This window comes from Pseudomonas abyssi (assembly GCF_003444685.1).
Classification (GTDB): domain Bacteria; phylum Pseudomonadota; class Gammaproteobacteria; order Pseudomonadales; family Pseudomonadaceae; genus Halopseudomonas; species Halopseudomonas abyssi.
This window is the reverse complement of the sequence record NZ_LMAZ01000002.1, coordinates 1-23346: the sequence shown is the minus strand read 5'-3', so window position 1 is coordinate 23346 and position 23346 is coordinate 1. Positions and strand designations below refer to the sequence as shown.

The following is a 23346-nucleotide window of genomic DNA, read 5'->3' as shown; positions in this document are numbered from 1 at the left end:
TTTATGCTTCCCTTGGGTCTGTTGCCGTTTGGTTCATCCGCCTGCCGGAGGCCATTTTCCGGCCAGGCAAGGCGGAGGGAGTGCAGTCTAGTCGCTCTACATAAGCGACCGACGACGCAGCATGGCCGAAAAATGGCCCCGGCCCTCCGGGTGGGGCCGCCGAGGTTGCGCCTGTAAAGCCACCACTTGGCGTCGCTCACGTGGACTGACCACAAAAACGCCGGGAGCGTTTTTGCGCGCCAGCCTCGCAGGGGTGAAACGCAGGGATGCGTTGAACAACCTACGCTCCTCGCTCCTTGATTGGCTGCTTTACAGGCTGCAACAGGCGGGCGAACGAAACGGCAACAGACCCTAGTAGCGCGACAGCTGCCCCCTAAACAGCATTTCGATACGCAGATTGATTGCCCAACGCGGTTGAAAGTCCGATTCACGTGGGAAATGCAGCTCGGGCACGATGTCCACGTACAGCATTTGCCGATGCACGTCACGGCGGTAGTCGGCGAGCAGATAGTAGTCATTGATCCGTGGATGGGAGGCGCTGTCACCGACCATCACGCCGGCATAGCGGATGGCGCTGCGATGGCCCAGTACCTGGTTGATCTGCGCGCTCTGAGAGAACTCCAGGGTGTCGTAGTCCTCTTGCCATTGCAGTTGGCTGATAAAGCGCAGGTGTCGTGTGCTGTCCAGCGGGCGGCCGATATCCCATTGCGTGCGTGCGGAATAGCCGTCGTCCTCAAACCAGGACGCACGGTTGTAGTTGGACAGCTGCCAGGGGGTATCGCCCAGTTGCCACAGCCGTTCGGCGCTGGCGCGGGCATACGGGTTGAGCGGCCAGCGGACTTTAACGCCGGCACCCAGGCGGGTTTTCCAGCCCGTCGACGGGTCCTCGTTACCCAGGCCGGCGAGACCCACGACCGTGTTGCTCAGGCTGTCATTTTGCGGGCGCAGGGGTTCAGCGCCTTGCTCGCCCAGGGTGCCGCGGGACTCTTCCGGGTCGCTCTCGATGATCAGGCGCAGGCGCTCGCGGGTGGTCGGCAGGTCGAGCTTGAAACGAATGCCGGGGTCTATCTCAAAATCTTCAGATTCGGCCCAGTCAAAGTCGCTGCTCAGGCGCAGGTAGGACTCGTTCTCTACCTGGTCGCTGTCCAGCGTGCCAAAGAAACCGTCGAGGTTGCGCGCAGTGCTGTCGACCCAGCGGGTGACGCGGTCGTGCACCGGTGTGATGGTCTCAACGGCCCAGGGTGCGAGGTCGGTGTCGTCAATGGGCACGGTTTGCGCGCAGGCGATGGCGGGTAACAACAGTACGGCAAGATGGACTCTGCTCATGTTGTCTGGCTCCTCAGCGGGAAGTAAGCCCCGCAGGGCTGCAATCCAGCCCCTTGCCCCATAGCCGCAGTATAGCCCGTCTGGTGGATGGCACCCGGCGTGCAAGCGTGTAGACTGCGCCTTGGTGGAAACGCTGTATTCAACGGCGGTCCGTTGAGGAGGCGTCATGCTGTTGTGTTTGCAGGTATTGGTGGTGCTGCTGGTGTCGCTGTGGGCGCTGCCGGCGCTCTGGTATCACCGTCCCCGTCGCCTTGCCCTGCGTTATCTTCCTCTTGCTCTCTGGCTGTTGCTGATGTCTCTGGTTGTGGTGCTCGCCATGCGGGATGAGCCCTTGCGCGCGGGCCTGTGTTTCCTCGCCGGTTTTGCGCCATTGCTGCTGTGGTGGCGGGGTGTTATGCCCAAGGGCAACTGCGATTGGGCTGACGACATGGCCTATACCACTACCGGCGTGGTGGACGGTGACAGCCTGCGCCTGCAGCGCGTGCGCTGTTTTGACTGGCGCAGCGCCACGGACTATCAGATCTGCTGGGAGAGCCGCGAGTACTCGCTGTCAGCCTTACGCTCGGTAGATATGCTGACCTCGTTCTGGGGGCACCGGTCCATTGCCCACATGCTGATCTCCTTTGGTTTTACCGACGGCCGTTACCTGAGCTGGTCGGTCGAAATCCGTCGTGTGCGTGATCAGGAATACTCGGCCATCGCCGGGTTCTTCAAGCACTTTGAACTGAACATCGTCGCCAGCGATGAGACCGATATCGTCAAGGTGCGCAGCAATCATCGTGGCGAAGACATGTTTTTGTATCGCACCCGGCTGTCGCCGGCCGCCGGCCGCCAGTTGCTGCTGGGTTACGTAGAGACGGCCAATCGTCTGGCGGTACGTCCGCGCTTCTATCACACGGTGCGGGCCAACTGCACCAATGTGGTGTTCGCGTTGATGCAGCGTATTCGCCCGGACCTGCGCAGTGACATTCGCTTGCTGCTCAGCGGCTACCTGGACAGTTATGTGTACGCCCAGGGCGGGCTGCAGAAGGGGTTGTCGCTGGCAGAGCTGCGCCAGCGGGGTCGCATTACCGAGCGGGCGCGGGATGAGGGTAGCGATGTGCCGTTTTCCCGGCGTATCCGTCAAGGGGTGCCGGGCTGTGAAAATGACTGAGGCAGGTGGAAGGGTATGAAAGTAGGGCTGTTGCAATGTGATGATGTCGCCGATGAGCTGCTGGGCGCGCATGGCAATTATCCGCAGATGTTTGAACAGGCGCTGCGCAAGCGCCTGCCGCAGATGCACTATCGCGTATACCAGGCGCATCGCGGCGAGTTGCCTGCCGATGTGCACGAGTGCGACGTCTATCTGACCACCGGTAGCAAGCATGGCGTGTACGACGATCTTGACTGGATTCGTGAGCTGGAAGGCTTCGTGCGCAGCCTCTGGGCGGAGGAAAAGCCGTTGGTGGGTGTCTGTTTCGGCCACCAGCTGATGGCGCGTGCTATGGGCGGCAACGTGCAGAAGTCGGAGCGCGGCTGGGGCGTGGGCGTGTCGTTCAACCAGGTGATTGAACCACAGCCCTGGATGCAGCCGGCACAGGACAAGCTTGACCTGATTGTCAGCCACCAGGACCAGGTCATCGACCTGCCAGCCCAGGCCCAGGTGATCGCCAGCAGTGACTTCTGCCCGCATTATCTGCTGCAGTACGGTGACTGCTTCCTCAGCGTGCAGGGGCACCCGGAGTTTGAAAAGGCCTACTCCCGCGACCTGATGGACATGCGCTCACACAGCATCCCGCCAGCCCGGGTTCGTGCCGGCAAGGCGTCGCTGCACGCGGAGCTGGACAGTGATCTGATGTTCGACTGGATCGTCAACTTCCTGCAGCGCGGCGCAGGCTTTGCCTGAGCCGCAGTAGCGGCGTATCCTGCTTTGCACCTTCATTCAGCGCGGGAGCGCCCATGATTTTTATCTCCAATCAGGTTCAGCTCGGCGACTGGGAGGTCGAGATGAGCGCCGTCCGAGCCCAAGGCGCGGGCGGACAGAACGTCAACAAGGTGTCCAGCGCGATTCATCTGCGTTTTGACATCAACACCTCCAGCCTGCCGCCGTTCTACAAGGAACGGCTGCTGGCACTGCGTGACTCGCGTATCACCAGTGAGGGTGTCATCGTGATCAAGGCGCAGCAGTACCGTACCCAGGAAATGAACCGTGAGGATGCCATCAACCGGTTGCGCGAGATGATTCTGGCTGCCGGTGTGGTACAGAAGAAGCGGCGCCCGACCCGTCCGACCCGCAGTTCGCAGGTCAAACGGGTGGACGGCAAGGTCAAGCGCGGTCAGACCAAGCAGCTACGCGGCAAGGTTGATCTTTAGGCCGTTGGCACCAGTGTGCGATTGCCAGCGCCGGGCAGGGTACGCAGGCTGCGAGCTCGTGCAGTGTCCATGCTGTAGTCGGCCGCCTTGACGGTGCTTACGTAGCGCCAGTCTGCACGGGCCTCCTCGGCGGTAAAGGTTACCAGCAGATAGCCACGCTGATTGGCGTTCAGGTACTGCAGGCCGTCCACCAGCGTGGTAATGGCTTGCTCGGCTGCCGGGATCTGCGCTTCGCTCAGGCCCAGGTACGACTCCAGGCCCGGTGAGCTGACCGAGGCCGTCGCGAACTCCACGCCGACCGCATCGCCAGCCTGTGTGGTCAGGTTGTTGGCCCAGGCGTTGTGCGTGTCGCCAGCCAGCACGATCAGATTCTTGTTCAGGGTGCGGGCGGTGCCCAGCACGACCTCCCGCTCATAGGCGTAGCCATCCCAGGCATCCAGGTTGTAGGGGATCAGGGTTTCGATACGGGCTATCTCGGCTGGCGTCAGCGTCGGGTCGCCGGCCTGCTGGCGCAGCTTGATGGTCACCAGCTCGGTGAGCATGGCCGTGAGGTCTGTTGCGCCCGGGTTCTGCAGCGCGGTGAGCATTTCCGCCGGCAGCAACATACGCCCCATCAGGATCTGCTGGCCGAGAACCTGCCAGGTGGCGGTGGAGGTAGCCAGTTGCGTCTGCAGCCAGTCGAGTTGCGCGAGGCCCAGCAGTGTGCGGCTGGTATCGCTGATGTCGGCGGTAAAACGCGCGGCGTCAAAACCGCCGGCACCAATGTAGTCGGCAAAGTCGAGCTGCTCGTCACGACCAATGACGCGGGTGTCGAGCATGTGCAGGCTGACCAGGTCGCCAAAGTCAAAGCGGCGGTAGATGGTTTCTTCATCGTCGTCGCTGGCCGGGCGCACCGGCATCCACTCGAAGTAGGCCTGCAGGGCCGCGAGCTTGCGTTCGGTAAAGTCACCTTCGCCGTCATTATGGTTCTCGGCACCGTCGCGCCAGGTGTCGTTGGCGACTTCGTGGTCATCCCACACGGCGATGAAGGGCGCGCTGGCGTGCAGCGACTGCAGGTCTGTGTCTGTGCGGTACAGGGCATAGCGCTTGCGGTAATCGTCCAGCGAGAGGATCTCGTTGGCGTTGTCTTCCGGTAACAGACGGCCCAGGGCGGCGGCATCTTCGGTGGCGTAGCCGCCGTTGCCGTATTCGTAGATGTAGTCGCCCAGGTGCAGCACGGCGTCCAGTTCTGACTCGGCCGCAGCCGCGGCATAGACATGGAACAGCCCGGCGGGATAGTTGGAGCACGACAGCACGGCAAAGCGCACCTGCTCGATGCTACCGGCAGGCAAGGTCTTGCAGCGCCCGACGGGAGAGGTCACGCCTGCGACCTTGAAGCGGAAGTAATAGCGGGTGCCCGGCAGCAGGTTCTGCGCGTCGACCTTGAGGGTAAAGTCTCGGGCGGCATTGGTGCTGGCGGTGCCGCTGTGGACCAGGTCGGTGAACCCGCTGTCGGTGGCGATTTCCCAGCCGATCTGTACGTCGGCGTTGTTGCCGTCAGTCGGTGTGATACGGGTCCAGAGCAGCACGCGGTCGGTCAACGGATCACCGCTGGCAACGCCATGTTCGAAGGCCAGGCCGCGCACTGTTTCGTCGTCACTGGAAGAACTGCTCGACAGACAGCCCTGCAAGCCACTGGATACCACGATGCTGCCGAAGGCCAAAGCCGAGGCACGCAAAAAATCCCGCCGATTGAATCCGCCCACGTTACTGCTCCTGTTGATTGTGTTGGTCAGCGCTTCCTTATGCCAGCCGTGCGTGACAGGGGGACGACGGGGAGGTTACGGCTTGTCGACAAACCACAGCTCGATAGCTTCGCTGGTCAGTGCATCGCGGCTTTGCGGAGTAGGTGTCCAGGTGCGCCAGCAGCGGGTGGCATGGGTCAGAAACTCGAACAGCGGCAGATGCTGGCGCAGCACACGGCGCTTGCGGTGACTGATGACCGGGTTGAAGTAACCGAAATAGTCGAGCATCTGGCGGGGATTTTTGCGCACCCACAGCCAGGAGCCCATCTCCAGCGTAAAGGGCAGGAACAGGTTGTCGGGCTGGTGCTCCTGGCTGTGGTCGTAGAGGTAGTCCCAGAGATCACCGTGGGTGGTGTAGTTGATCGACTGCGGCTCGATGATATAGGGGTGGTGGTGCGGGTAGGTCTGTTCGAACAGCTGCTTGAGACGCAGCACCTCGGCGATATGCGCGATGGGCTTGTGACTGCGGGCATAACTGCACCACAGCCGGTCGCGGCGGCCAAAGCCGCTGTGGCAATCCACACTCATGGCAAAGGGGGCAGACTGCATGCGCTGCTGTACGGTATTCACCACCGCCATCGCCTCGGCCTCCATGGGCGCGCCCAGCTTGCCTCGGTACCAGGGCAGGCGCCGGCTGATACGGTGGCCGCTGACCAGCCAGGGCACCGGACCCATGGCGTCCACCGGAGCGTTGCGCATCAGGTCTACGCCGTTGAGATTGCTGCGCCGGTGATGCCAGATGCCGCCGGGGTTGATCATCGGCATAAACAGCAGGCGCACCCGCTCCAGTTGCTCGCGCAACTGATCGTCCCAGTCGAGCCGATGCACCAGGCTGTGCAGCCAGGAAATCAGCACCTGCGTGCCAATGCGCTCAACGCCATGAACCCCGCCAAAAAAGCCGATCACCGGCGCCCGCGGTGAGCGGCTGCCCAGCTCGATCACGCGTACCGGAATGGACAGCCCGTTGACCGGTACATGTAGCGGCGTACTGACCCGCAGATGCCGCGCCGCCTGATGCAGCAGCTGTTCAAGCTGCGCGTGTTCGGGGAGGTGACGGTGAATCTGGTGTTGCGCGTCGCTCATGATGCACTCGGGCGTGGGGAAGCCTGATGGTTGCAGCTTATTGTGACGGCGGAGTGACAGATCGGAGTGAGTGAGGCGGGCACGGCTTGCCGTGCCCCTTGTATGTTGACTGTGGTTCCTGTGACCATGGTCCCCGACTGATCATCGGGCGGCAGGTGACAGGCCGGTGTGCCCCTGAAGCCTCAAGAGCTTGGTTCGTAGATGGGCCGTCACCTGCCAACACACTCAGACATCTGGTGCCGGCGCTGAGCGCCTGAGCACGTATTCGCAAGGTAGAACAGAGTGTGGTGACGATCGCCTGTCAACAGAGCCGGAGGCCCCATGACCTGCGTTATCGGAATCGACATCGCCAAGCACACCTTCGACATCGCCAAGCCGCTGGAGCGCGATAAATACCGCACCAAAGCCAAACTGGCGAACTCCCCCGAAGGCTTCAAGCAATTTGACCAATGGTTAGAGAAACATGCTGAGCCACATTGCTGGGTGCTGATGGAGGCAACGAGCGTGTACCACGAAGCGCTGGCGACGCATCTGCATCAGCAAGGCTATCAGGTCTGTGTCATCAACCCTGCACGCATCGCCAAATATGCGCAAAGCGAGCTGCGCCGGGTTAAAACCGACAAGACCGACGCCAAATTGATCGCCCGCTACGCACAGCGCCATCTGGAAGAACTGCGTCCTTGGGAGCCCGAGCCAGAGAGCATCCGTCAGCTACGCGGCCTGGTGCGTCGGCTTGCCGACCTGAAGGAGTTGGCGCAGATGGAGCGCAACCGTCTGGACGTTAGCGCAGAATCAGCCCAAGCCTCTATCCGTGTTCATCTGGAGCACCTGGACGGCCAGATCGCCTTAATCAACACCGCTATCAACGACCACATCGACAATGACCCGGACCTACGAGAGCAAAAGCGGCTAATGAAGAGCATTGATGGTGTCAGTGATGGCACCACCGCCACGCTGCTGGCAGAGCTGGGCAGCCCCCTGCGATTCGACAGCGCAAGGCAGCTGGCAGCGTTCTGTGGTCTGACTCCGCGTTTGCAGGAATCTGGGATATACCGAGGCAAGTCGACCATCTCTCGCACCGGGTCAGGCCGGTTGCGCGCAGCGCTATACATGCCAGCGCTGTCGGCGATGACCTACAACCCGGTCATCAAAGCGATGAAAGTGAGGCTGGCTGAACGCGGTAAAGCTGGTCGGTTGGCCGTCTGCGCGGCCATGCGTAAGCTGCTGCACATCATCTACGGCGTACTGAAATCAGGTCAGCCGTTCGACCCGATCAGAGCACTTGCACGCTGATCGGGAAGACGGTATCTACGCAAACATTTGCTGCAGCACGGACTAAAGATCCCCGTTTGCGTGGGCGAGTAGCACAGATTTATCGGGAAAAAGAGCCACAGGGTGTCTGAGGAGCGTAGCGACGAGTTTTGTGGCTCACCTTGCCGGCCACCCCGATAAATCGAGCAACGCAGCGAACCCGAAGGGCCGCGCTGTCGGGGTGCCCTAGGGGTTGTTAGGGGAAATGGGCAAGCATTTCCCCTGACTCGCCGTAAGGGCGAAAAGGTGGCTTGGAGTGAGTACGTCGTTCTGACAGCGCAGCAGGAGCAGCATTGCTAACGTGGGCTGAAGTCGACTCTCACGCCAAGTTTGTCACTTACCTCTTTCAGTCCTTCTGATATTTCTATGGTGCCTGCCATTCCACCCTTGTGCATGGACATCTCCTTCACCATCTCCGTCGAGATGAAGTTAAGCGTTCTGCACGATTCAATGAGGTCTTGCTCTGATGGTAACCGCAGTAGCCTGGCAACTGTTGGATAAAAAGGTATTCCCTGCTTCTTCACCAGAATCATCGAAATAACCAAGTGCATCTCTTTGCGATCGTCCGGAGTTGCAGCGCAGTTCGTTATTTTTCGCTGTATGCCTAAGACAGATGCCGACAGAGCACCGAGGCTCTCTTTGAAGCTGACGATGGGCTCTAGGATAAGCTTCAGGACAAATTGTCCGATAACAAAGACGCTTACCCCTGCAAGTATGGTCAGAAACATATAAGCCCTCCTTGGCGCATAGCCTGATGCTCAATCCACCAACGCCCCATTCACAATCGCCCGCAACTCCTGCCTTACCGGATAACTCGACGACGGAATCAGTTGCGTCATAAACACCATCAGCAGGTCCTCGACTGGATCAACGAAGAAGTTGGTGCTGGCCATGCCGCCCCAGCCGTATTCGCCGATTGAGCCATTGGTTTGTGACTTGGCGACGTCGATCTTGACCGAGAAACCCAGGCCAAAGCCGCTGCCATCGTAGGGCGTTTCGCTGAAGGAGCCGACGGATACGCCTGGCAGATCCTGGTTGTTGGGCAGGTGGTTCATGCGCATGAATTCGAGCGTCTTGCGGCCGATGATACGGGCGCCGTCCAGCTCGCCGCCGTTGGCCAGCGCCTGGGCAAAGCGGTAGTAATCGTCGATGGTGGAGACCAGGCCGCCACCGCCCGACAGATAGCCGTGGGCCTTGCTGAAGCTGGAGTCCTGCGGGTCGTCCTGCAGGCTGAAGCTGCCACCGGGCTGGAACTGATAGCAGGCGGCAAAGCGCGGGAGCTTGTCGGCGGGTACGGTGAAGAAGGTGTCGACCATGCCCAGTGGGGCGAAGATATGACGCTGGAAGTACTCATCCAGCGTCAGGCCGGATAGCACTTGCACCAGGTAGCCGCAGACGTCGGTAGCCACTGAGTAGTTCCAGGCGGTGCCGGGAGAAAACTCGAGCGGCAGCCTGGCAAGATCGTCGATCAGGCGATCCAGGGTCAGGCCGGGGCCGCCGTCGAGCTTGAGGCTGCGGTAGGCGGCGTCGACGTTGGTGCGGTTCATGAAGCCGTAGGTCAGGCCCGACTGGTGGGTGAGCAGGTCACGAATGGTCATGGGCCGCTCGCAGGCGGTGGTCAGGATCTGCGGATAGACGCCGGTCTTGTAGACGCGCAGGTTGCTCCAGCTGGGGATGTACTTGTGCACCGGGTCATCGAGTAGAAAGCGACCCTGCTCGTACAGCTGCATCAGGGCGATGGAGGTGATCGGCTTGGTCATGGAATAGATGCGGAAGAGGGTGTCGCGCTCTACCGGCAGGCCGCGCTCTACGTCGCGCAGGCCCTGGGCATGGCAGTAGACCAGTTCACCGCGCCGGGCAACCAGCGTCAGGGCGCCAGGCAGCTTGCCAGCGTCTATGTAGGCTGATTGCAGGTGGCTGCCAATGTGTGAAATCCGTTCCAGATCGACGCCGGCGATGCAGTTGCTTTGGGCCATAAGTGAAGTATCCCTCGTGTGCGTGAATCCCCGATAGTAGCCTGCCAGACCCACTGACAGAAGGCACCAGCGATGGCAAATGGCGTGTCATGCGGAGGTGTGATGGCGGTTACAAAATAAAGTCGGGTTTGCCGCGTGAGACCTCTTGTGCGGCGGCGCGGCGCGGAGTAAAAAACGCGCTCCGTAGCGGCCTGAGGATTGCGATGAAATGAGCGACCATTCGCCCTGTCTGAACTGCGGCGCCTGTTGCGCCACATTCAGGGTGTCTTTTTACTGGGGAGAAACTGATAGCGCCCCAGGGGGTGACGTACCCACCCAGCTGACTGAACAATTAACGCCTTACCGTGCCTGCATGCAGGGCACCAATCAGCCCAAACCTCGTTGTGTGGGGCTGCTGGGCACGGTCGGTGAGGGCGTGCGCTGCAGTATTTACGAGCAGCGTCCCAGCCCGTGTCGGGAGTTTCCCTATCATGGCGAAAACGGCCAGGACAGCCCGGAATGTCAGCGCGCCAGAGCCGCTCACGGCTTGCCCCCGCTGCCATCCAATCCGACGCGTCCGCGGCTGATCCCGACGATCGCTGCCTGATCTGGGTTGCCGCACGCCACAGCGGCGTGCGGCGTCTCAGGCCGCACTGGTGCGAGCGCTGCTGTCGGCAATCAGCGCATGCACCAGATACAGCTTGCGCAGACTGTCGATATTCAGCACAAACGGATAAATATCGGTTTGCCCCATGCTGCGCGCCAGCACGTTGAGTACGCTGCTGAGTTGCACCCAGCGATTGCAGAAATCCAGAAAAGCCTCGCGTTCGTCCTGCCCCAGCGGCAGTGGTGGCAGTTGACTGCTGTCAAAGGGTTCGACCTGCATGGCCAGACTGCCGGGCTGAATGCCGAAATCCAGCGCCGCATTCAGGGTGTCAGTCATGTGCAGGTAGTGCGCCCAGGTTTCGGCCCAATCCTCCCAGGGGTGGGCGCTCGCGTATTGACTGATGAAATGCTGCTGCCAGTCACGCACGGGCTGTTCATAGTGCGTCTTCAATGCTGCCTGATAGTCAGCACGCTCATCACCGAACAGCTCGCGAAAGGGTGTCAGCCAGTCGCTGTTCTGCACCAGTCGATCCCAGTAGTAGTGGCCGCTCTCATGGCGGAAGTGCCCAAGCAGGGTGCGGTAAGGTTCGTGCAGTTGCTGGCGACGCTGCTCGCGGTTGGCCGGATCGGCTTCGGCCAGATCCAGGGTGATCTCACCGGCCATGTGCCCGGTGGTGATCGGCGGACCGCCCGGCAGTTGGCGCAACAGGTGAAAACCCAGGCCATGTTCCGGGTCCAGTCGACGTGGCACCACGGATAGCCCCAGCAGCACCAGTTGGGCAACCAGCCGGCGCTTGGCCTGTTCGACCTGAAGCCACAGGGCATCGCTGTCGGGTTGGCTGAGGTCGGGTATGGTCAGGTTGAGCTCGCAGGCCAGGCACAGGCTGGCGTCGCTGTCAGCCGGAATCAACCAGTTGCACTGCGCGGCGCTGGTGCGATTAGCGCAGCAGCGCACGCGGCGCGGCTCGGCGGCGCGGGTGCGGTAGTGCTCGGCGTCTGCTTCCAGTGCCAGCAGTTGGCCCTGATCCGGCAGATAACCCAGCTCGGCACCGCAGCGCACGCAATGGGTGTTGTCGAAGAATATTGGCTGACCGCAGCTGCAGCGCTGCAGCAAGCCATTGGGGTGGTAATCGAACAGCTGTTGTCCGCGACTGCGTTGCAGCAGTTGCTCGAAATAACTCAAGATGCCTCCTGTGCCCGCTCAACTGCTGCCTTGCAGTTGCTCCGGGCTGGCGAAATAGGTTTGGCTGATGGCCGCGTGCAGTTCGTCAAAGTCGATCTGAATCTCGTCGACAAAGGCGTGCAGCTCGTCGGGCTCGGCGGCCAGCAGGGCGACGTCCGGCTTGCTCAGGTCTCGCCGGCAGGTTTCGACCTCCTGCAGGGCCAGTTCGTGCCGCGGCAAGGTTTGCAGGGCATTGGCCAGGCGCTCCATGCAGCAGGCCACGCTGCGCGGGAACAGCCGGTCCTGCAGCAGGAAGCTAAGCACATCCGGTCCGCGAATGCGCAAGCGCACATGCTGGCGGTACATCTGGTAGCCGCTCAGTGACTTGAGCACGCTCATCCACTGCAGGGTCTCAAAGGGCTTGAGGTCTTCATCGCTGCGCGGCAGCAGGTTGGCCGAGCGCACATCGATAATGCGGGTGGTCATGTCGGCGCGCTCCAGCTGGCGGCCCAGCATCAGGAACGAGCGTACCTGGGTATAGCTCAGGATGCCTTCGATCAAGCCGTTGACCGTTTGGCAGCTGCGGATGACGCGGCCGAGAAAGGCGTCGCGGCGTCGCGGAGTGATGCCTGAACCGACCTGCTCCTTGACGCTCAGGTACAGCTGATTGACTTCTTCCCAGATCTCCCGGGGGATGACGTCGCGGGTGGTGCGCAGGTTTTCCCGGGCGGCGGCCAGTGAGCTGAGGATGGAGCCGGAGTAGCGACGGTCACCGCACATGAACGACAGTACGCTGGCTTCGTCACGGGTCGGATACAGCTCATCGAACAGGGCATCATTGCCGGTAATGGCGATGATCTCGGCCCAGCCGAGCTTGGTCGAGCGGGGCAGATCGAGCAACAGGTGGCTGGTGACGCTCAGCAGGCGTGCGGTATCTTCGGCGCGCTCCAGATAGCGCGCCATCCAGTAGGTGTTTTCGGCTACACGTGAAAGCATGATTCAGTTCCCTGCCAGGTCAACGATCCAGGTGTCTTTGCTGCCGCCGCCCTGCGAGGAGTTGACGACCAGCGAACCCTTGGTGAGCGCGACCCGGGTCAGGCCGCCGGTAGTAACCCAGGTGGATTCTCCAGACAGGATGAAGGGCCGCAGATCGACGTGGCGCGGCTCCATGCTGTTGCCGCACAAGGTGGGCGAGGTAGACAGGCTCAGCGTGGGTTGGGCCATGTAGTTGCGCGGGTCGGCCTTGATCAGCTCGGCAAAGGTGTCGCGCTCTTTCTTGGTGGCGTGCGGGCCGATCAGCATGCCATAGCCACCGGACTCGTTGGCCGGCTTGACCACCAGCGTGTCGAGATTGTCCAGCACGTACTTGCGGTCCTCCTCAAACATGCACAGGTAGCTGGGCACGTTGGGCAGCAGTGGCTGTTCGCCGAGGTAGTACTCGATGATCTTGGGCACGAAGGCGTAGATCACCTTGTCGTCGGCCACCCCGGCGCCCGGTGCGTTGGCCAGCGCTACGTTGCCCTTGCGCCAGGCGCGCATCAGGCCGTGGACGCCGAGCATGGAATCGGGATTGAACACCTCGGGGTCGATGAACATGTCGTCGACCCGGCGGTAGATCACATCCACGCGCGCCAGACCGTCAATCTTGCGCATGTAGACGCAATCATCGTCGCCCACCACCAGGTCGCTGCCCTCGACCAACTGCACGCCCATCTGCTGCGCCAGGTAGGAGTGCTCGTAGTAGGCGGAGTTGTAGATGCCGGGGGTCAGGATGACGATGCTCGGATCATCGCCGGGACGCGGCGAGAGCGAGGCCAGCATGTCGTAGAGCTGGGCGGTGTAGTCGTCGACCGGCTGGATCAGGCCGTTGGCGAACAGATCGGGCATGACCCGTTTGGTGACGTTGCGGTTCTCCAGCATGTAGGAGACGCCCGAGGGAACGCGCAAGTTGTCTTCCAGCACGTACAGGGTGCCGTCGTTGTCGCGCACCAGGTCGGAGCCGCAGATATGCGCCCAGACGTTGTGCGGAGTGGAAATGCCGACGCACTGCGGGCGGAAGTTGACCGACTGGGCCAGTACCTCCCTGGGTACCACGCCGTCCTTGACGATCTTCTGGTCGTGGTACAAATCATCGATAAACATGTTCAGCGCCTGAACGCGCTGCTTGAGGCCCGCATCGGTCTTTTGCCACTCGGCCAGCGGAATGATGCGCGGCACGATATCGAACGGCCACGCCCGATCGATCATGTTGCCTTCGGTGTAGACGGTAAAGGTGATGCCCATCAGTTGGATGGCCACCTCGGCGGCGGTTTTGTGTTCGGCCAGCTCGCGGGCGTCGAGATTGGCGAGATACTGGCATAACAGCTCGGCCTCCGCGCGGGGCTGTCCGGGTGCCTTGATGAGTTCGTCGTAAAAGCCCTTCGAAGTGTAATCGTCCCAGTTTACTTTACTCATTCAGCTACTCTGTTCGCCAGGGGAAGGTTGGTGTGCAGCCTGCAATTGCCATACCAGATGCACTGGATCGGGGCACGCCTGTTCCGTGCTGGTATCGGTCGGCAACGAAGATTGTCACCCACCTGTGTTAAGGGTTAAGTATCGTCGAGCCTTGGCACAGCCATTGCTTCTACCGTTGCGGGCACTGCCGCACACTTGATCGGGATCATTTGTCATGACCATCCGCGTAGCACTCAGGCACCAGACCACCTACGACTTCGACAAACCGGTTGCGCTCTCGCCGCACCTGGTGCGCCTGCGCCCGGCGCCGCACTGCCGTACGCCGATCGATGCCTATAGCCTCAAGATTAGCGGAGGCGAGTACTTCATCAACTGGCAGCAGGATCCTTTTGGCAATCACGTCGCCCGTTTGGTGTTTCCGGAGAAGATGCGCCACCTGTCGATCGAGGTTGAACTGGTTGCCCCGATGACCGTTATCAACCCCTTTGATTTCTTTGTCGAAGAGTACGCAGAACAGTTCCCCTTTGATTATCAGGACGGGCTGCGCAAGGAGCTGGCGCCCTATCTGGAAAGCCCGAAACCCGGGCCGTTGCTGAGCGAGTGGCTGACCTCCGTCAGCCGCGAGAAATGCTCGATCACTGATTTTCTGGTCGCCCTGAACCAGCGTCTGGCCAATGACATTACTTACGGCATCCGTATGGAACCGGGCGTGCAAACGCCGGAGCAGACATTGGAGCTGGCCAGCGGTTCGTGCCGTGACTCGGCCTGGCTGCTGGTGCATATCTGCCGTCAACTGGGGCTGGCTGCCCGTTTTGTCTCGGGTTACCTGATCCAGTTGACCGCCGACGTCAAGGCGCTGGACGGGCCTTCCGGCACGGAAACCGACTTCACCGACCTGCATGCCTGGACCGAGGTATTCGTGCCGGGTGCCGGCTGGATCGGGCTGGACCCGACCTCGGGTCTGTTGGCGGGGGAAGGGCATATGCCGCTGGCGGCCACCGCTGAGCCTTCCAGTGCCGCACCCATTACCGGGGCAAGTGATCCCTGCGAAGTGACCTTTCACTTTGATATGAGCGTTGAACGGGTGCACGAAGACCCGCGCGTGACCAAACCATACACGGATACCGAATGGGCCGAGATTCTGGCGCTGGGTGAGGCTGTAGACACGCGCCTGGATGAGTTGGACGTGCGTCTGACCATGGGCGGTGAGCCGACCTTTGTGTCCATCGATGACATGGATGCACCAGAATGGACCATCGCTGCGCAGGGGCCGACCAAAAGGGGGCTTTCCGAGCGGCTGCTGCGGCGCTTGCGTCCGCATTTTGCGCCGCATTCGCTGATCCACTACCAACAGGGTAAATGGTATCCGGGTGAGCCTCTGCCACGTTGGGCGCTGGCTTGCTATTGGCGTCGTGATGGCAAGCCAGTGTGGCAGGACGATCGCTGGCTGGCTGATGTGGACCGCGATTACGGAGCGGATGAGCACAGCGCCAAACGCTTTGCCGAGGTGCTGATGCGCCGCCTGGGGGTGCCGACCCAGTATTTGCTGCCCTGTTTTGAAGATGCCTACTACTACCTCTGGCTGGAGCGTACCCAGCCGATCGACGTTGACCTGCGTGGTGAAGACCTGCAGGACGACGACAATCGCCTGCGTCTTGCGCGCCTGCTCGAGCGAGGCCTCGACCGTACCGTGGGCTACACGTTGCCGCTGACCCGGGCGGAGGAGGGTGGCTGGGTCAGCGGTGACTGGCCGCTGCGGCGTGAGCAGCTCTATCTGGTGCCGGGGGACTCGCCCATGGGCCTGCGTCTGCCGTTGTCATCGTTGCCGATTGCGCGCCGTGAAGAGGCGCAGCCGTTGTCGCTGTTCGATGAAGCCGCGGCACTACCTGACTTGAACGGTGAGGTGGCCAGCCGCTACAGCGCTGTGCACAGCGCCCGGCATGACGGCATGCACCACATGGCCGCCGGGCAGGACTGGCAGGAACAACTGCCCGAGTTGAGCGAGGGTGGTGTCATCGGCACCGCGCTGTGCATCGAGCCACGTGACGGCAAGTTGTTTGTCTTTATGCCGCCACTGACCCGGCTGGAGCCCTACCTCGAGCTGCTGGCCTGTATCGAGCACACCGCTGCCGAGTTGGACATGCCGGTCTGCATCGAAGGGTATGCGCCGCCGTCGGACAACCGTATCGAGAAATTCATGATTACCCCGGACCCGGGGGTCATCGAGGTCAACATCATGCCCGCAGCCAGCTGGCCGGAGCTGGTACGCAACACGGAAATCCTCTATGAGGAAGCGCGCCAGACCCGACTGGGCACCGAGAAATTCATGCTCGATGGTCGTCACACCGGTACCGGCGGCGGCAACCACGTGACCCTGGGCGGCCGAACTCCGGCGCAATCGCCGTTCCTGCGGCGCCCGGATCTGCTGGCCAGCATGCTGACCTACTGGCAGCATCACCCGAGCCTGTCCTACCTGTTCTCCGGCATGTTCATCGGCCCGACCAGTCAGGCACCCCGGGTGGATGAGGCCCGGTATGAAGCGCTGTACGAGCTGGAGATCGCGCTGTCGCAGATGCCCGAGGGCGAGGCGCCACAGCCTTGGCTGGTGGATCGGCTGGTGCGTAACCTGCTGACCGATATCACCGGCAACACCCACCGCGCCGAGTTCTGTGTCGACAAGATGTACTCGCCGGACAGCGCAACCGGGCGTCTTGGCCTGCTGGAGTTGCGCGGTTTTGAAATGCCGCCGCACGCGCGAATGAGCCTGATGCAGCAATTGCTGATTCGCGCCCTGGTGGCGCGCTTCTTTGCCAAGCCCTACCGGCAGCCCCTGGCGCGCTGGGGTACCGCGCTGCACGACAAATGGATGATGCCGCATTATCTGTGGCGCGATCTGTGCGATGTGCTGGCCGATTTGCGTGAGCATGGGTTCGACTTTGCCGAGGACTGGTTCGCTCCCTTCCTGGAGTTCCGCTTTCCGCATGCGGGGGAGGTGCAGTATGGCGACACCCGTATCTCCCTGCGGCAGGCCATCGAGCCTTGGCATGTGCTGGGCGAGGAGGTCAGTGGTGGCGGCACGGCGCGTTACGTCGACTCGTCGGTGGAACGGCTGGAGGTCAAGCTGCAGGATTACAACCCGGCACGGCATGTGCTGACCTGCAACGGCTATCGCGTGCCGCTGCAGCCGACCGGCGTAGCCGGTGAGGCGGTGGCTGCTGTGCGCTATCGTGCCTGGCAGCCGCCGTCGGCCCTGCACCCGACCATCGCCGTGCAGGCACCGCTGGTGTTCGATCTGGTGGACAGCTGGAATGAGCGCTCGGTGGGCGGCTGCACGTACCACGTAGTGCATCCGGCCGGGCGTAACTTCGAGCGTTTCCCGGTTAACGCCAACGAAGCCGAAGCGCGACGCATGGCGCGTTTCTGGGCCTACGGCCACACCCAGGGCGAGATCAGTGAGATTCAGCAAGCGCCGGGTCAGGAGTATCCGCATACCCTCGATCTGCGGCGCGCCGGGGTACGCAGTCCTGGTTTATAATCGACGGCTACATACATCAGGCTGCTGATTCTCAGCCGTCACCGGGAAGCGCTGCATGCAACAAGCTGTGAATCTGGGATCTGCCGTCAAGGCCATCCTTGGGGAGTATCCGGGATATGCCGGGCACGACGAGTTGCTGGGCGAGGATCAGCAGCCGCGCGCGCCTTGGCAGGCGCTGTTGGAGGACGTCGCGCAGCTCGGCTCCGAGGTGCTGGCTGGCCGCTGGGAAGAAACCCAGAACCTGCTGCATGAGAACGGCGTTACCTTCAACCCGTATGAAGACGACCCCGGGCAGCTGCGTTCCTGGCAGCTGGACTGCATGCCCTGGGTGGTCGGCACCCAGGAGTGGGACGAGCTGGAGGCGGGCCTGCGCCAGCGCAGTCGGCTGCTGGAACACATCCTTGATGACCTCTACGGTGCTCGCCGGATCATCAGCGAAGGCCTGCTGCCGCCCGAGCTGATTTTCACGCATCCCGGGTTTCTGTTTTCCGCCGCCGACGATCCGCCACAGGTGGAGCGGCCGCTGCTGATCTTCCACGGCACCGACCTGGTACGGGATAGCGAGGGCGGCTGGCAGGTGCTGGCCGACTGGACTCAGTCGCCAGCCGGCGCCGGTTATGCGCTGGAAAACCGCATTACCCTGGCCCGCGCACTGCCCAGTATCTACCGCGAAGCGCCGATCAAGCGCCTGGCCGGGTTCCTGCAGGCCCAGCATCGCTGTCTCGCCAGTCTGGCCAACGGGCAGCGAGAGCAGCCCAACATCGTGCTGCTCTCGCCGGGGCCGGGCAGTCCCGGGTATTTCGAGCACGCCTGGCTGGCCAACTACATGAACTTTTCGCTGGTCGAGGGTGATGACCTGGTAGTGCGCGATGGGCAGGTAGCCATGCGCACCCTGGGTGGCCTGAAACAGGTGGATGTGATCCTGCGCCAGATCAACGATCCCTGGTGTGATCCGCTGGAGCTGCGTCCGGATTCGCTACTGGGGGTACCCGGTTTGCTGCAGGCTGCCCGCTGCGGCAACGTCCACATCGCTAATGCGCTGGGCGCCGGTATTCTGGAGCATCCAGGGCTCTCAGCTTTCTTGCCTGCGCTGTGTCAGGCGCTGCTGGGCGAGAAGCTGTTGCTGCCATGCCGAGAAACCCTCTGGTGTGGCGACGCGCGCTCGCTGGAGCAGGTGAAGTCAGAGATAGATGGCTGGATTCTGCGTGATATCAGCAAGCCGGGGCGCCTCTATCATGCAGATCAAATGGGCCTTGAGGCGCTGCGCGATCTGCGCATCAGCATGGAGCGCCAGCCTTACCTGTTTACCGCCCAAAGGCCGATCGAAGCCGCGGTAACGCCGGGTTTCAACCCGCAGACCGGCACCCTGGAGCGGCAAAGCGCGACACTGCGTTTTTTCAGCCTGGTTGAGCCCGATGATCTGAGCAAACCGGTTAATGAGCGTAATTACCGCGTCATGCCGGGCGGCCTGGCCTGGGTTGGTGAGCCGGGTGCGCCGCTGATGAAGAGTCGGCTGGTCAAGGATATCTGGGTCATGGCACCGGTGCCGCAGCCGCATATCAGCCTGCTGCGTCAGGCACTGGGGCCGATCGTCGTAACGCGCGACGGCAAGGATCTGCCATGCCGAGTAGCGGAAAGCCTGTTCTGGATGGGGCGCTACGGTGAGCGGCTGGACACCCGCGGCCGGCTGCTGCGCGAGGCGCTGGCCCGGCTGCTGCAGGATGAGCGCCCGGAAACGGGCTCGCAGCTGATGCCAGATCTTCTGCGTGCGCTGGAAATACCACTGGAGCCGGCCGACCTCGAAGGGGAGGCGCCGAGCAACAGCCGCTTCTCGCGCGAGTACATCGCCATTCGAGATCGCCTGCTGCAGATGTTTGCCGATGACCTGCCAGACGGCTTGCCGGTGCTGTTCGGGCACTTTGTGCGTAACAGTCGGGCGGTACGAGACCACCTTGGGGATGACACCTGGCGTGCCATCAATAGCCTGCGTCAGCACTTCAACAGCATGTCACGAGCCCGTGGCGTGGTCGTCGGTCAGCGGCACCTGGAAGCCATGGTGCTGGATCTGGCAGCGTTCTTCGGTCTGTGCAACGAGACCATGCCGCACCATTACGGTTGGCGTTTCCTTGATATTGGTCGTTTTCTGGAGCGTGCCATCGGCTCGCTGGAGTTGCTCAAGCTCGCGCTGCTGACCGCTGATGAGCCCGGTATTCCGCTGTGGGAGGTGGTGCTGGCTACCACCGACAACCTAACCGTCTACCGTCGGCGCTATCGCTCACAGCTGCACCCGCTGGCGATTCTTGACCTGTTGTTGTTTGACGAGGCCAACCCGCGCTCCATTGGTTACATGCTCAAACGTCTGGGGTCGCAGATTGCCAAGCTGCCTTCGCCTGGCAGCTCACCGTATCGTAATCAGGAGCAGCGGCTGATTATCCAGGCGACCAGTGCCTTGCATCTGGTCGACATTGAAACCCTGTCGGATCTGGAAGGCTCCCTCTCGGCGCGCAAGGCATTGAACGAGCTGCTGGATCAGTTGATTCAACCGATGGCTGAGCTGTCCAACGCCATCACCCACAGTCATTTCAGTCATGTTGAAGCGCCTCGACAGTTAGTCAGCATGCACTTCAGCGGCCAGGCCTGAGAGGTTTTTGGTGAAATATCTTTTGCGCCACAGCACCCGTTATCAGTACAGCGGCCCGGCTAGCCTAAGTCAGAACGAGGCGCGTATTTTGCCGCGTGTACTGCCCTGGCAGGAGTGCAACAACAGCCAGCTGGAGATCAGTCCGCGTCCTGACCGCATGCGTGAGCGCACCGACTTTTTTGGTAATCGGGTGGTGTACTTCTCCATCGAGTCGCTACACGACAGCCTGGATGTGAGTGTCAGCAGTGAAATCATCACCCATCCACGGCCACTCGCCGACATCTTCTCGGGCATTGCCTGGGAGCAAGCGGTGCTGGAACTGCGCCAGGACCCGCGCCAGACCAACCGCGATTGCCTGGATGCCCGGCTCTATGTGCTCAGCTCACCCTTTGTTTATCAGAGCGCCGAGCTGGCCGAGTTTGCCCGCAGCAGCTTCACGCCGGGCCGCAACCTGATTGATGCGGTGCTGGAGCTGAACACCCGGATCTTTACCGAGTTCACCTACGACCCTGAGTTCACCACAGTCGCAACGCCCCTGCAGGACGTGCTGGCCAGCAAGCGAGGTGTCTGTCAGGACTTCGCCCACCTGGCCATCGGTTGTCTGCGCTCGTTGGGTCTGGCGGCCCGTTATGTCAGCGGCTACATGGAAACGCTGCCGCCGCCTGGTCAGGAAAAACTCCTCGGCGCAGACGCCACCCACGCCTGGCTGGCGGTCTACGTGCCCGGTTGGGGCTGGCTGGAGATTGACCCGACCAACGGTTGCGTGCCCGATGAGCGCTATATCGTGCTCGGCTGGGGGCGCGACTTTGCCGATGTCACACCGCTCAAGGGCGTGATGACCGGCGGTGGGGAGCATGTGTTGAGTGTGGCGGTGGATGTGTTGCCGCAGAGCGACGCAGCGGCGGGGAGGTTGGTTTAGGCGAGGGGCGGCTGAAGGCTTAAGGCTGGAGGCCTGAAGCTGGAAGTAGTCCGAGTTGGTGCGGATGTTGGCTTTTTGCTTCCAGTCCGCAAACCCTGTTTGACTCGCTTTGCGAGGAGCCCATCCTGATTTAGCTTCCAGCTTCCAGCTTCCAGCTTCCAGCTTCCAGCTTCCAGCCACAAAAAAACCGGCCAGTGGCCGGTTTTTTTGCTGTAAGGCGCGAGCGCGTTACATGTTGGGATAGTTCGGGCCACCAGTCCCTTCGGGCGCGATCCAGTTGATGTTCTGGGCCGGGTCCTTGATGTCACAGGTTTTGCAGTGTACGCAGTTCTGCGCGTTGATCTGGAAGCGCTTCTCGCCGTCGTCCTGAGTGACCACCTCGTACACGCCAGCCGGGCAATAGCGCTGTGCCGGCTCGTCGTACAGCGGCAGGTTCTTCTCCAGCGGAATGCTCGGGTCTTTCAGCGTCAGGTGGATCGGCTGGTCTTCTTCATGGTTGGTGTTGGACATGAAGACCGAAGACAGCTTGTCGAAGCTCAGCACGCCATCGGGTTTCGGATAGTCGATCTTGGTCGCTTCGGAGGCTTTCTTCAGGCAAGCGTAATCCGGCTTGGTGTCGTGCAGGGTGACCGGGATCTTGCCGCCGAACCAGTTCTGGTCGATGTAGTTGAACGCGCCGCCGAACAGCGGGCCGAACTTGTGAATCGCCGGGCCGAAGTTACGGGCTGCGAACAGCTCGTCGTACAGCCAGCTGGACTTGAAGTTGTCGACGTAACCGGTCAGCTCGTCGCCGCCTTCACGCCCGGCTTTCAGCGCTTCGACTACAGCTTCACCTGCCAGCATGCCGGATTTCATGGCAGTGTGGCTGCCCTTGATCTTGGCGAAGTTCAGGGTGCCCAGATCGCAACCGATCAGTGCGCCGCCCGGGAAGACCATTTTCGGCAGGGAGTTGATGCCGCCTTTGCAGATGGCGCGAGCGCCGTAGGCAACGCGCTTGCCGCCTTCCAGATACTGCTTGATCACCGGGTGGTGCTTGTAGCGCTGGAACTCATCGAACGGCGACAGGTGCGGGTTGGAGTAGGACAGATCGATGATCAGACCAACGACAACCTGGTTGTTCTCGATGTGATACAGGAATGAGCCACCGGTGTTTTCGGTGCCGACGATATCCAGCGGCCAGCCAGCGGTATGAACCACCAGACCCTGTTCGTGCTTGGCCGGGTCGATGTCCCAGATTTCCTTGATGCCGATACCGTAGTGCTGGGCGTCAGCTTCGGAGTCCAGGTTGTAACGCTTGATCAGCTGCTTGCCAATGTGGCCGCGGCAGCCTTCGGCGAACAGGGTGTATTTGGCGCGCAGTTCCATACCCGGGGTATAGAAGCCGTCTTTCGGGTTGCCTTCACGGTCGACGCCCAGGTCACCGGTCAGAATACCGCGCACAACGCCGTTTTCGTCAATCAGCGCTTCCTGAGCGGCAAAGCCCGGATACACCTCGACGCCCAGACCTTCGGCCTGTTCGGCCAGCCAGCGGCAGAGGTTACCCAGGGAAATGATGTAGTTGCCATGGTTGTGCATGGTCTTGGGTACGATAGCGTCGGGCAGCTTGGTCGACTTGTCTGCGCTGGTGAGCATATAGATGTCATCGCGCTTGACCTCGGTATTCAGCGGAGCACCCATCTCTTTCCAGTCGGGGAAGAGCTCTTCCAGGGCGCGCGGCTCGAATACTGCACCGGAGAGAATGTGGGCGCCGACTTCGGAGCCTTTTTCTACGACACAGACGCTGATTTCCTGCTCGGCTTCAGCGGCTTGCTTTTTGATTTGGCATGCAGCTGCCAGGCCAGAGGGGCCGGCACCTACGATGACAACGTCAAACTCCATGAATTCGCGTTCCACAATTTATCTCCTAACTCAAGGCCCGTCACATGTAATTGGATTCTTTGATGATCTTCCGTGATCCATTGAGCCGCGCAGTATAACAGCCCGTTTTTTGCGCTCCAACGCAAAGATGGCGTTTTGGCCCTTTATTGGACCTTTTGTCGAATTGCTCCTATTGACCGCCTGTGCTTGGAAAGTCATGATAAAGAGCTTTTGAACGACGGGCCCGCTTTAGTCTTATTGTGAACGTTTTTTTATTTCTGGTCACTATTTGTTCGGGCTTTGTTTTGGCTACACATTGAATGAGGCAACCATGAAGGTACTTGTAGCGGTTAAGCGAGTC

General features: G+C 61.3%; 17 protein-coding genes. 8 read left to right on the top strand and 9 right to left on the bottom strand.

Annotation, left to right across the window (positions count from 1 at the left end; genetic code table 11):
* Positions 1 to 351: 351 nt before the first annotated feature.
* Positions 352 to 1326, bottom strand: coding sequence for a hypothetical protein (locus ASB58_RS08195; RefSeq protein ID WP_118130049.1), 975 nt, complete (start codon positions 1324 to 1326; stop codon positions 352 to 354).
* A 166-nt stretch (positions 1327 to 1492) separates the two neighbouring features.
* Between ASB58_RS08195 and ASB58_RS08190 the strand changes: the two genes are divergently transcribed.
* Genes ASB58_RS08190 through arfB form a run of 3 tightly spaced genes read left to right on the top strand, consistent with a single transcriptional unit; the run spans position 1493 to position 3678 of the window.
* On the top strand, positions 1493 to 2479 hold the full coding sequence (locus ASB58_RS08190; protein WP_118130048.1) for an Lnb N-terminal periplasmic domain-containing protein: 987 nt from the start codon (positions 1493 to 1495) through the stop codon (positions 2477 to 2479).
* 15 nt (positions 2480 to 2494) lie between these two features.
* Positions 2495 to 3211, top strand: a complete 717-nt coding sequence (locus ASB58_RS08185; protein ID WP_118130047.1) for a glutamine amidotransferase-related protein — start codon at positions 2495 to 2497, stop codon at positions 3209 to 3211.
* A 53-nt stretch (positions 3212 to 3264) separates the two neighbouring features.
* On the top strand, positions 3265 to 3678 hold the full coding sequence (gene arfB / locus ASB58_RS08180; RefSeq protein WP_096005350.1) for an alternative ribosome rescue aminoacyl-tRNA hydrolase ArfB: 414 nt from the start codon (positions 3265 to 3267) through the stop codon (positions 3676 to 3678).
* Here arfB and ASB58_RS08175 read toward each other — a convergent pair.
* Together ASB58_RS08175 and ASB58_RS08170 are read right to left on the bottom strand one after the other, a co-directional pair.
* The gene (locus tag ASB58_RS08175; RefSeq protein WP_118130046.1) at positions 3675 to 5423 is read right to left on the bottom strand and encodes an alkaline phosphatase D family protein; all 1749 of its coding nucleotides are present in this window, start codon (positions 5421 to 5423) and stop codon (positions 3675 to 3677) included. The two genes, arfB and ASB58_RS08175, sit on opposite strands and share 4 nt — an antisense overlap.
* Positions 5424 to 5498: 75 nt before the next feature.
* Entirely contained in the window at positions 5499 to 6545 is a 1047-nt protein-coding gene (locus ASB58_RS08170; RefSeq protein WP_118130045.1) for a DUF2817 domain-containing protein, read from the bottom strand.
* Between the two features lie 321 nt (positions 6546 to 6866).
* Between ASB58_RS08170 and ASB58_RS08165 the strand changes: the two genes are divergently transcribed.
* Positions 6867 to 7838, top strand: coding sequence for an IS110 family RNA-guided transposase (locus tag ASB58_RS08165; RefSeq protein WP_118130044.1), 972 nt, complete (start codon positions 6867 to 6869; stop codon positions 7836 to 7838).
* A gap of 314 nt (positions 7839 to 8152) precedes the next feature.
* On the opposite strand, the gene ASB58_RS08160 is transcribed toward ASB58_RS08165, so the two are convergent.
* Both ASB58_RS08160 and ASB58_RS08155 read right to left on the bottom strand, forming a co-directional pair.
* Positions 8153 to 8584, bottom strand: a complete 432-nt coding sequence (locus tag ASB58_RS08160) for a hypothetical protein (RefSeq protein WP_118130043.1) — start codon at positions 8582 to 8584, stop codon at positions 8153 to 8155.
* Positions 8585 to 8614: 30 nt separating this feature from the next.
* Positions 8615 to 9832, bottom strand: coding sequence for a serine hydrolase domain-containing protein (locus ASB58_RS08155; protein WP_118130042.1), 1218 nt, complete (start codon positions 9830 to 9832; stop codon positions 8615 to 8617).
* A gap of 208 nt (positions 9833 to 10040) precedes the next feature.
* Between ASB58_RS08155 and ASB58_RS08150 the strand changes: the two genes are divergently transcribed.
* A complete protein-coding gene (locus tag ASB58_RS08150; RefSeq protein WP_096006482.1) occupies positions 10041 to 10418 on the top strand; it encodes a YkgJ family cysteine cluster protein in 378 nt (125 codons plus the stop codon).
* Positions 10419 to 10454: 36 nt separating this feature from the next.
* On the opposite strand, the gene ASB58_RS08145 is transcribed toward ASB58_RS08150, so the two are convergent.
* Genes ASB58_RS08145 through ASB58_RS08135 form a run of 3 tightly spaced genes read right to left on the bottom strand, consistent with a single transcriptional unit; the run spans position 10455 to position 14033 of the window.
* Positions 10455 to 11603 carry a zinc-binding metallopeptidase family protein gene (locus ASB58_RS08145; RefSeq protein WP_407920677.1) on the bottom strand — a complete coding sequence of 383 codons (1149 nt, stop codon included), beginning with the start codon at positions 11601 to 11603 and terminating at the stop codon, positions 10455 to 10457.
* A 15-nt stretch (positions 11604 to 11618) separates the two neighbouring features.
* A complete protein-coding gene (locus ASB58_RS08140) occupies positions 11619 to 12575 on the bottom strand; it encodes an alpha-E domain-containing protein (RefSeq protein ID WP_096006484.1) in 957 nt (318 codons plus the stop codon).
* A gap of 3 nt (positions 12576 to 12578) precedes the next feature.
* Positions 12579 to 14033, bottom strand: coding sequence for a circularly permuted type 2 ATP-grasp protein (locus tag ASB58_RS08135; RefSeq protein WP_118130041.1), 1455 nt, complete (start codon positions 14031 to 14033; stop codon positions 12579 to 12581).
* 214 nt (positions 14034 to 14247) lie between these two features.
* Here ASB58_RS08135 and ASB58_RS08130 point away from each other — a divergent pair, with 214 nt between their 5' ends.
* The 3 genes from ASB58_RS08130 to ASB58_RS08120 are packed head-to-tail and all read left to right on the top strand — an operon-like array spanning position 14248 to position 21128.
* A complete protein-coding gene (locus tag ASB58_RS08130) occupies positions 14248 to 17568 on the top strand; it encodes a transglutaminase family protein (RefSeq protein WP_118130040.1) in 3321 nt (1106 codons plus the stop codon).
* A 55-nt stretch (positions 17569 to 17623) separates the two neighbouring features.
* Complete coding sequence (locus ASB58_RS08125) at positions 17624 to 20209, top strand: circularly permuted type 2 ATP-grasp protein (protein WP_118130039.1); 2586 nt, start codon at positions 17624 to 17626, stop codon at positions 20207 to 20209.
* Between the two features lie 10 nt (positions 20210 to 20219).
* The gene (locus ASB58_RS08120; RefSeq protein WP_118130531.1) at positions 20220 to 21128 is read left to right on the top strand and encodes a transglutaminase family protein; all 909 of its coding nucleotides are present in this window, start codon (positions 20220 to 20222) and stop codon (positions 21126 to 21128) included.
* 228 nt (positions 21129 to 21356) lie between these two features.
* Here the strand turns inward: ASB58_RS08120 and ASB58_RS08115 are convergent, their stop codons facing one another.
* Complete coding sequence (locus ASB58_RS08115; protein WP_096006488.1) at positions 21357 to 23021, bottom strand: electron transfer flavoprotein-ubiquinone oxidoreductase; 1665 nt, start codon at positions 23019 to 23021, stop codon at positions 21357 to 21359.
* Between the last annotated feature and the right edge of the window lie 325 nt (positions 23022 to 23346).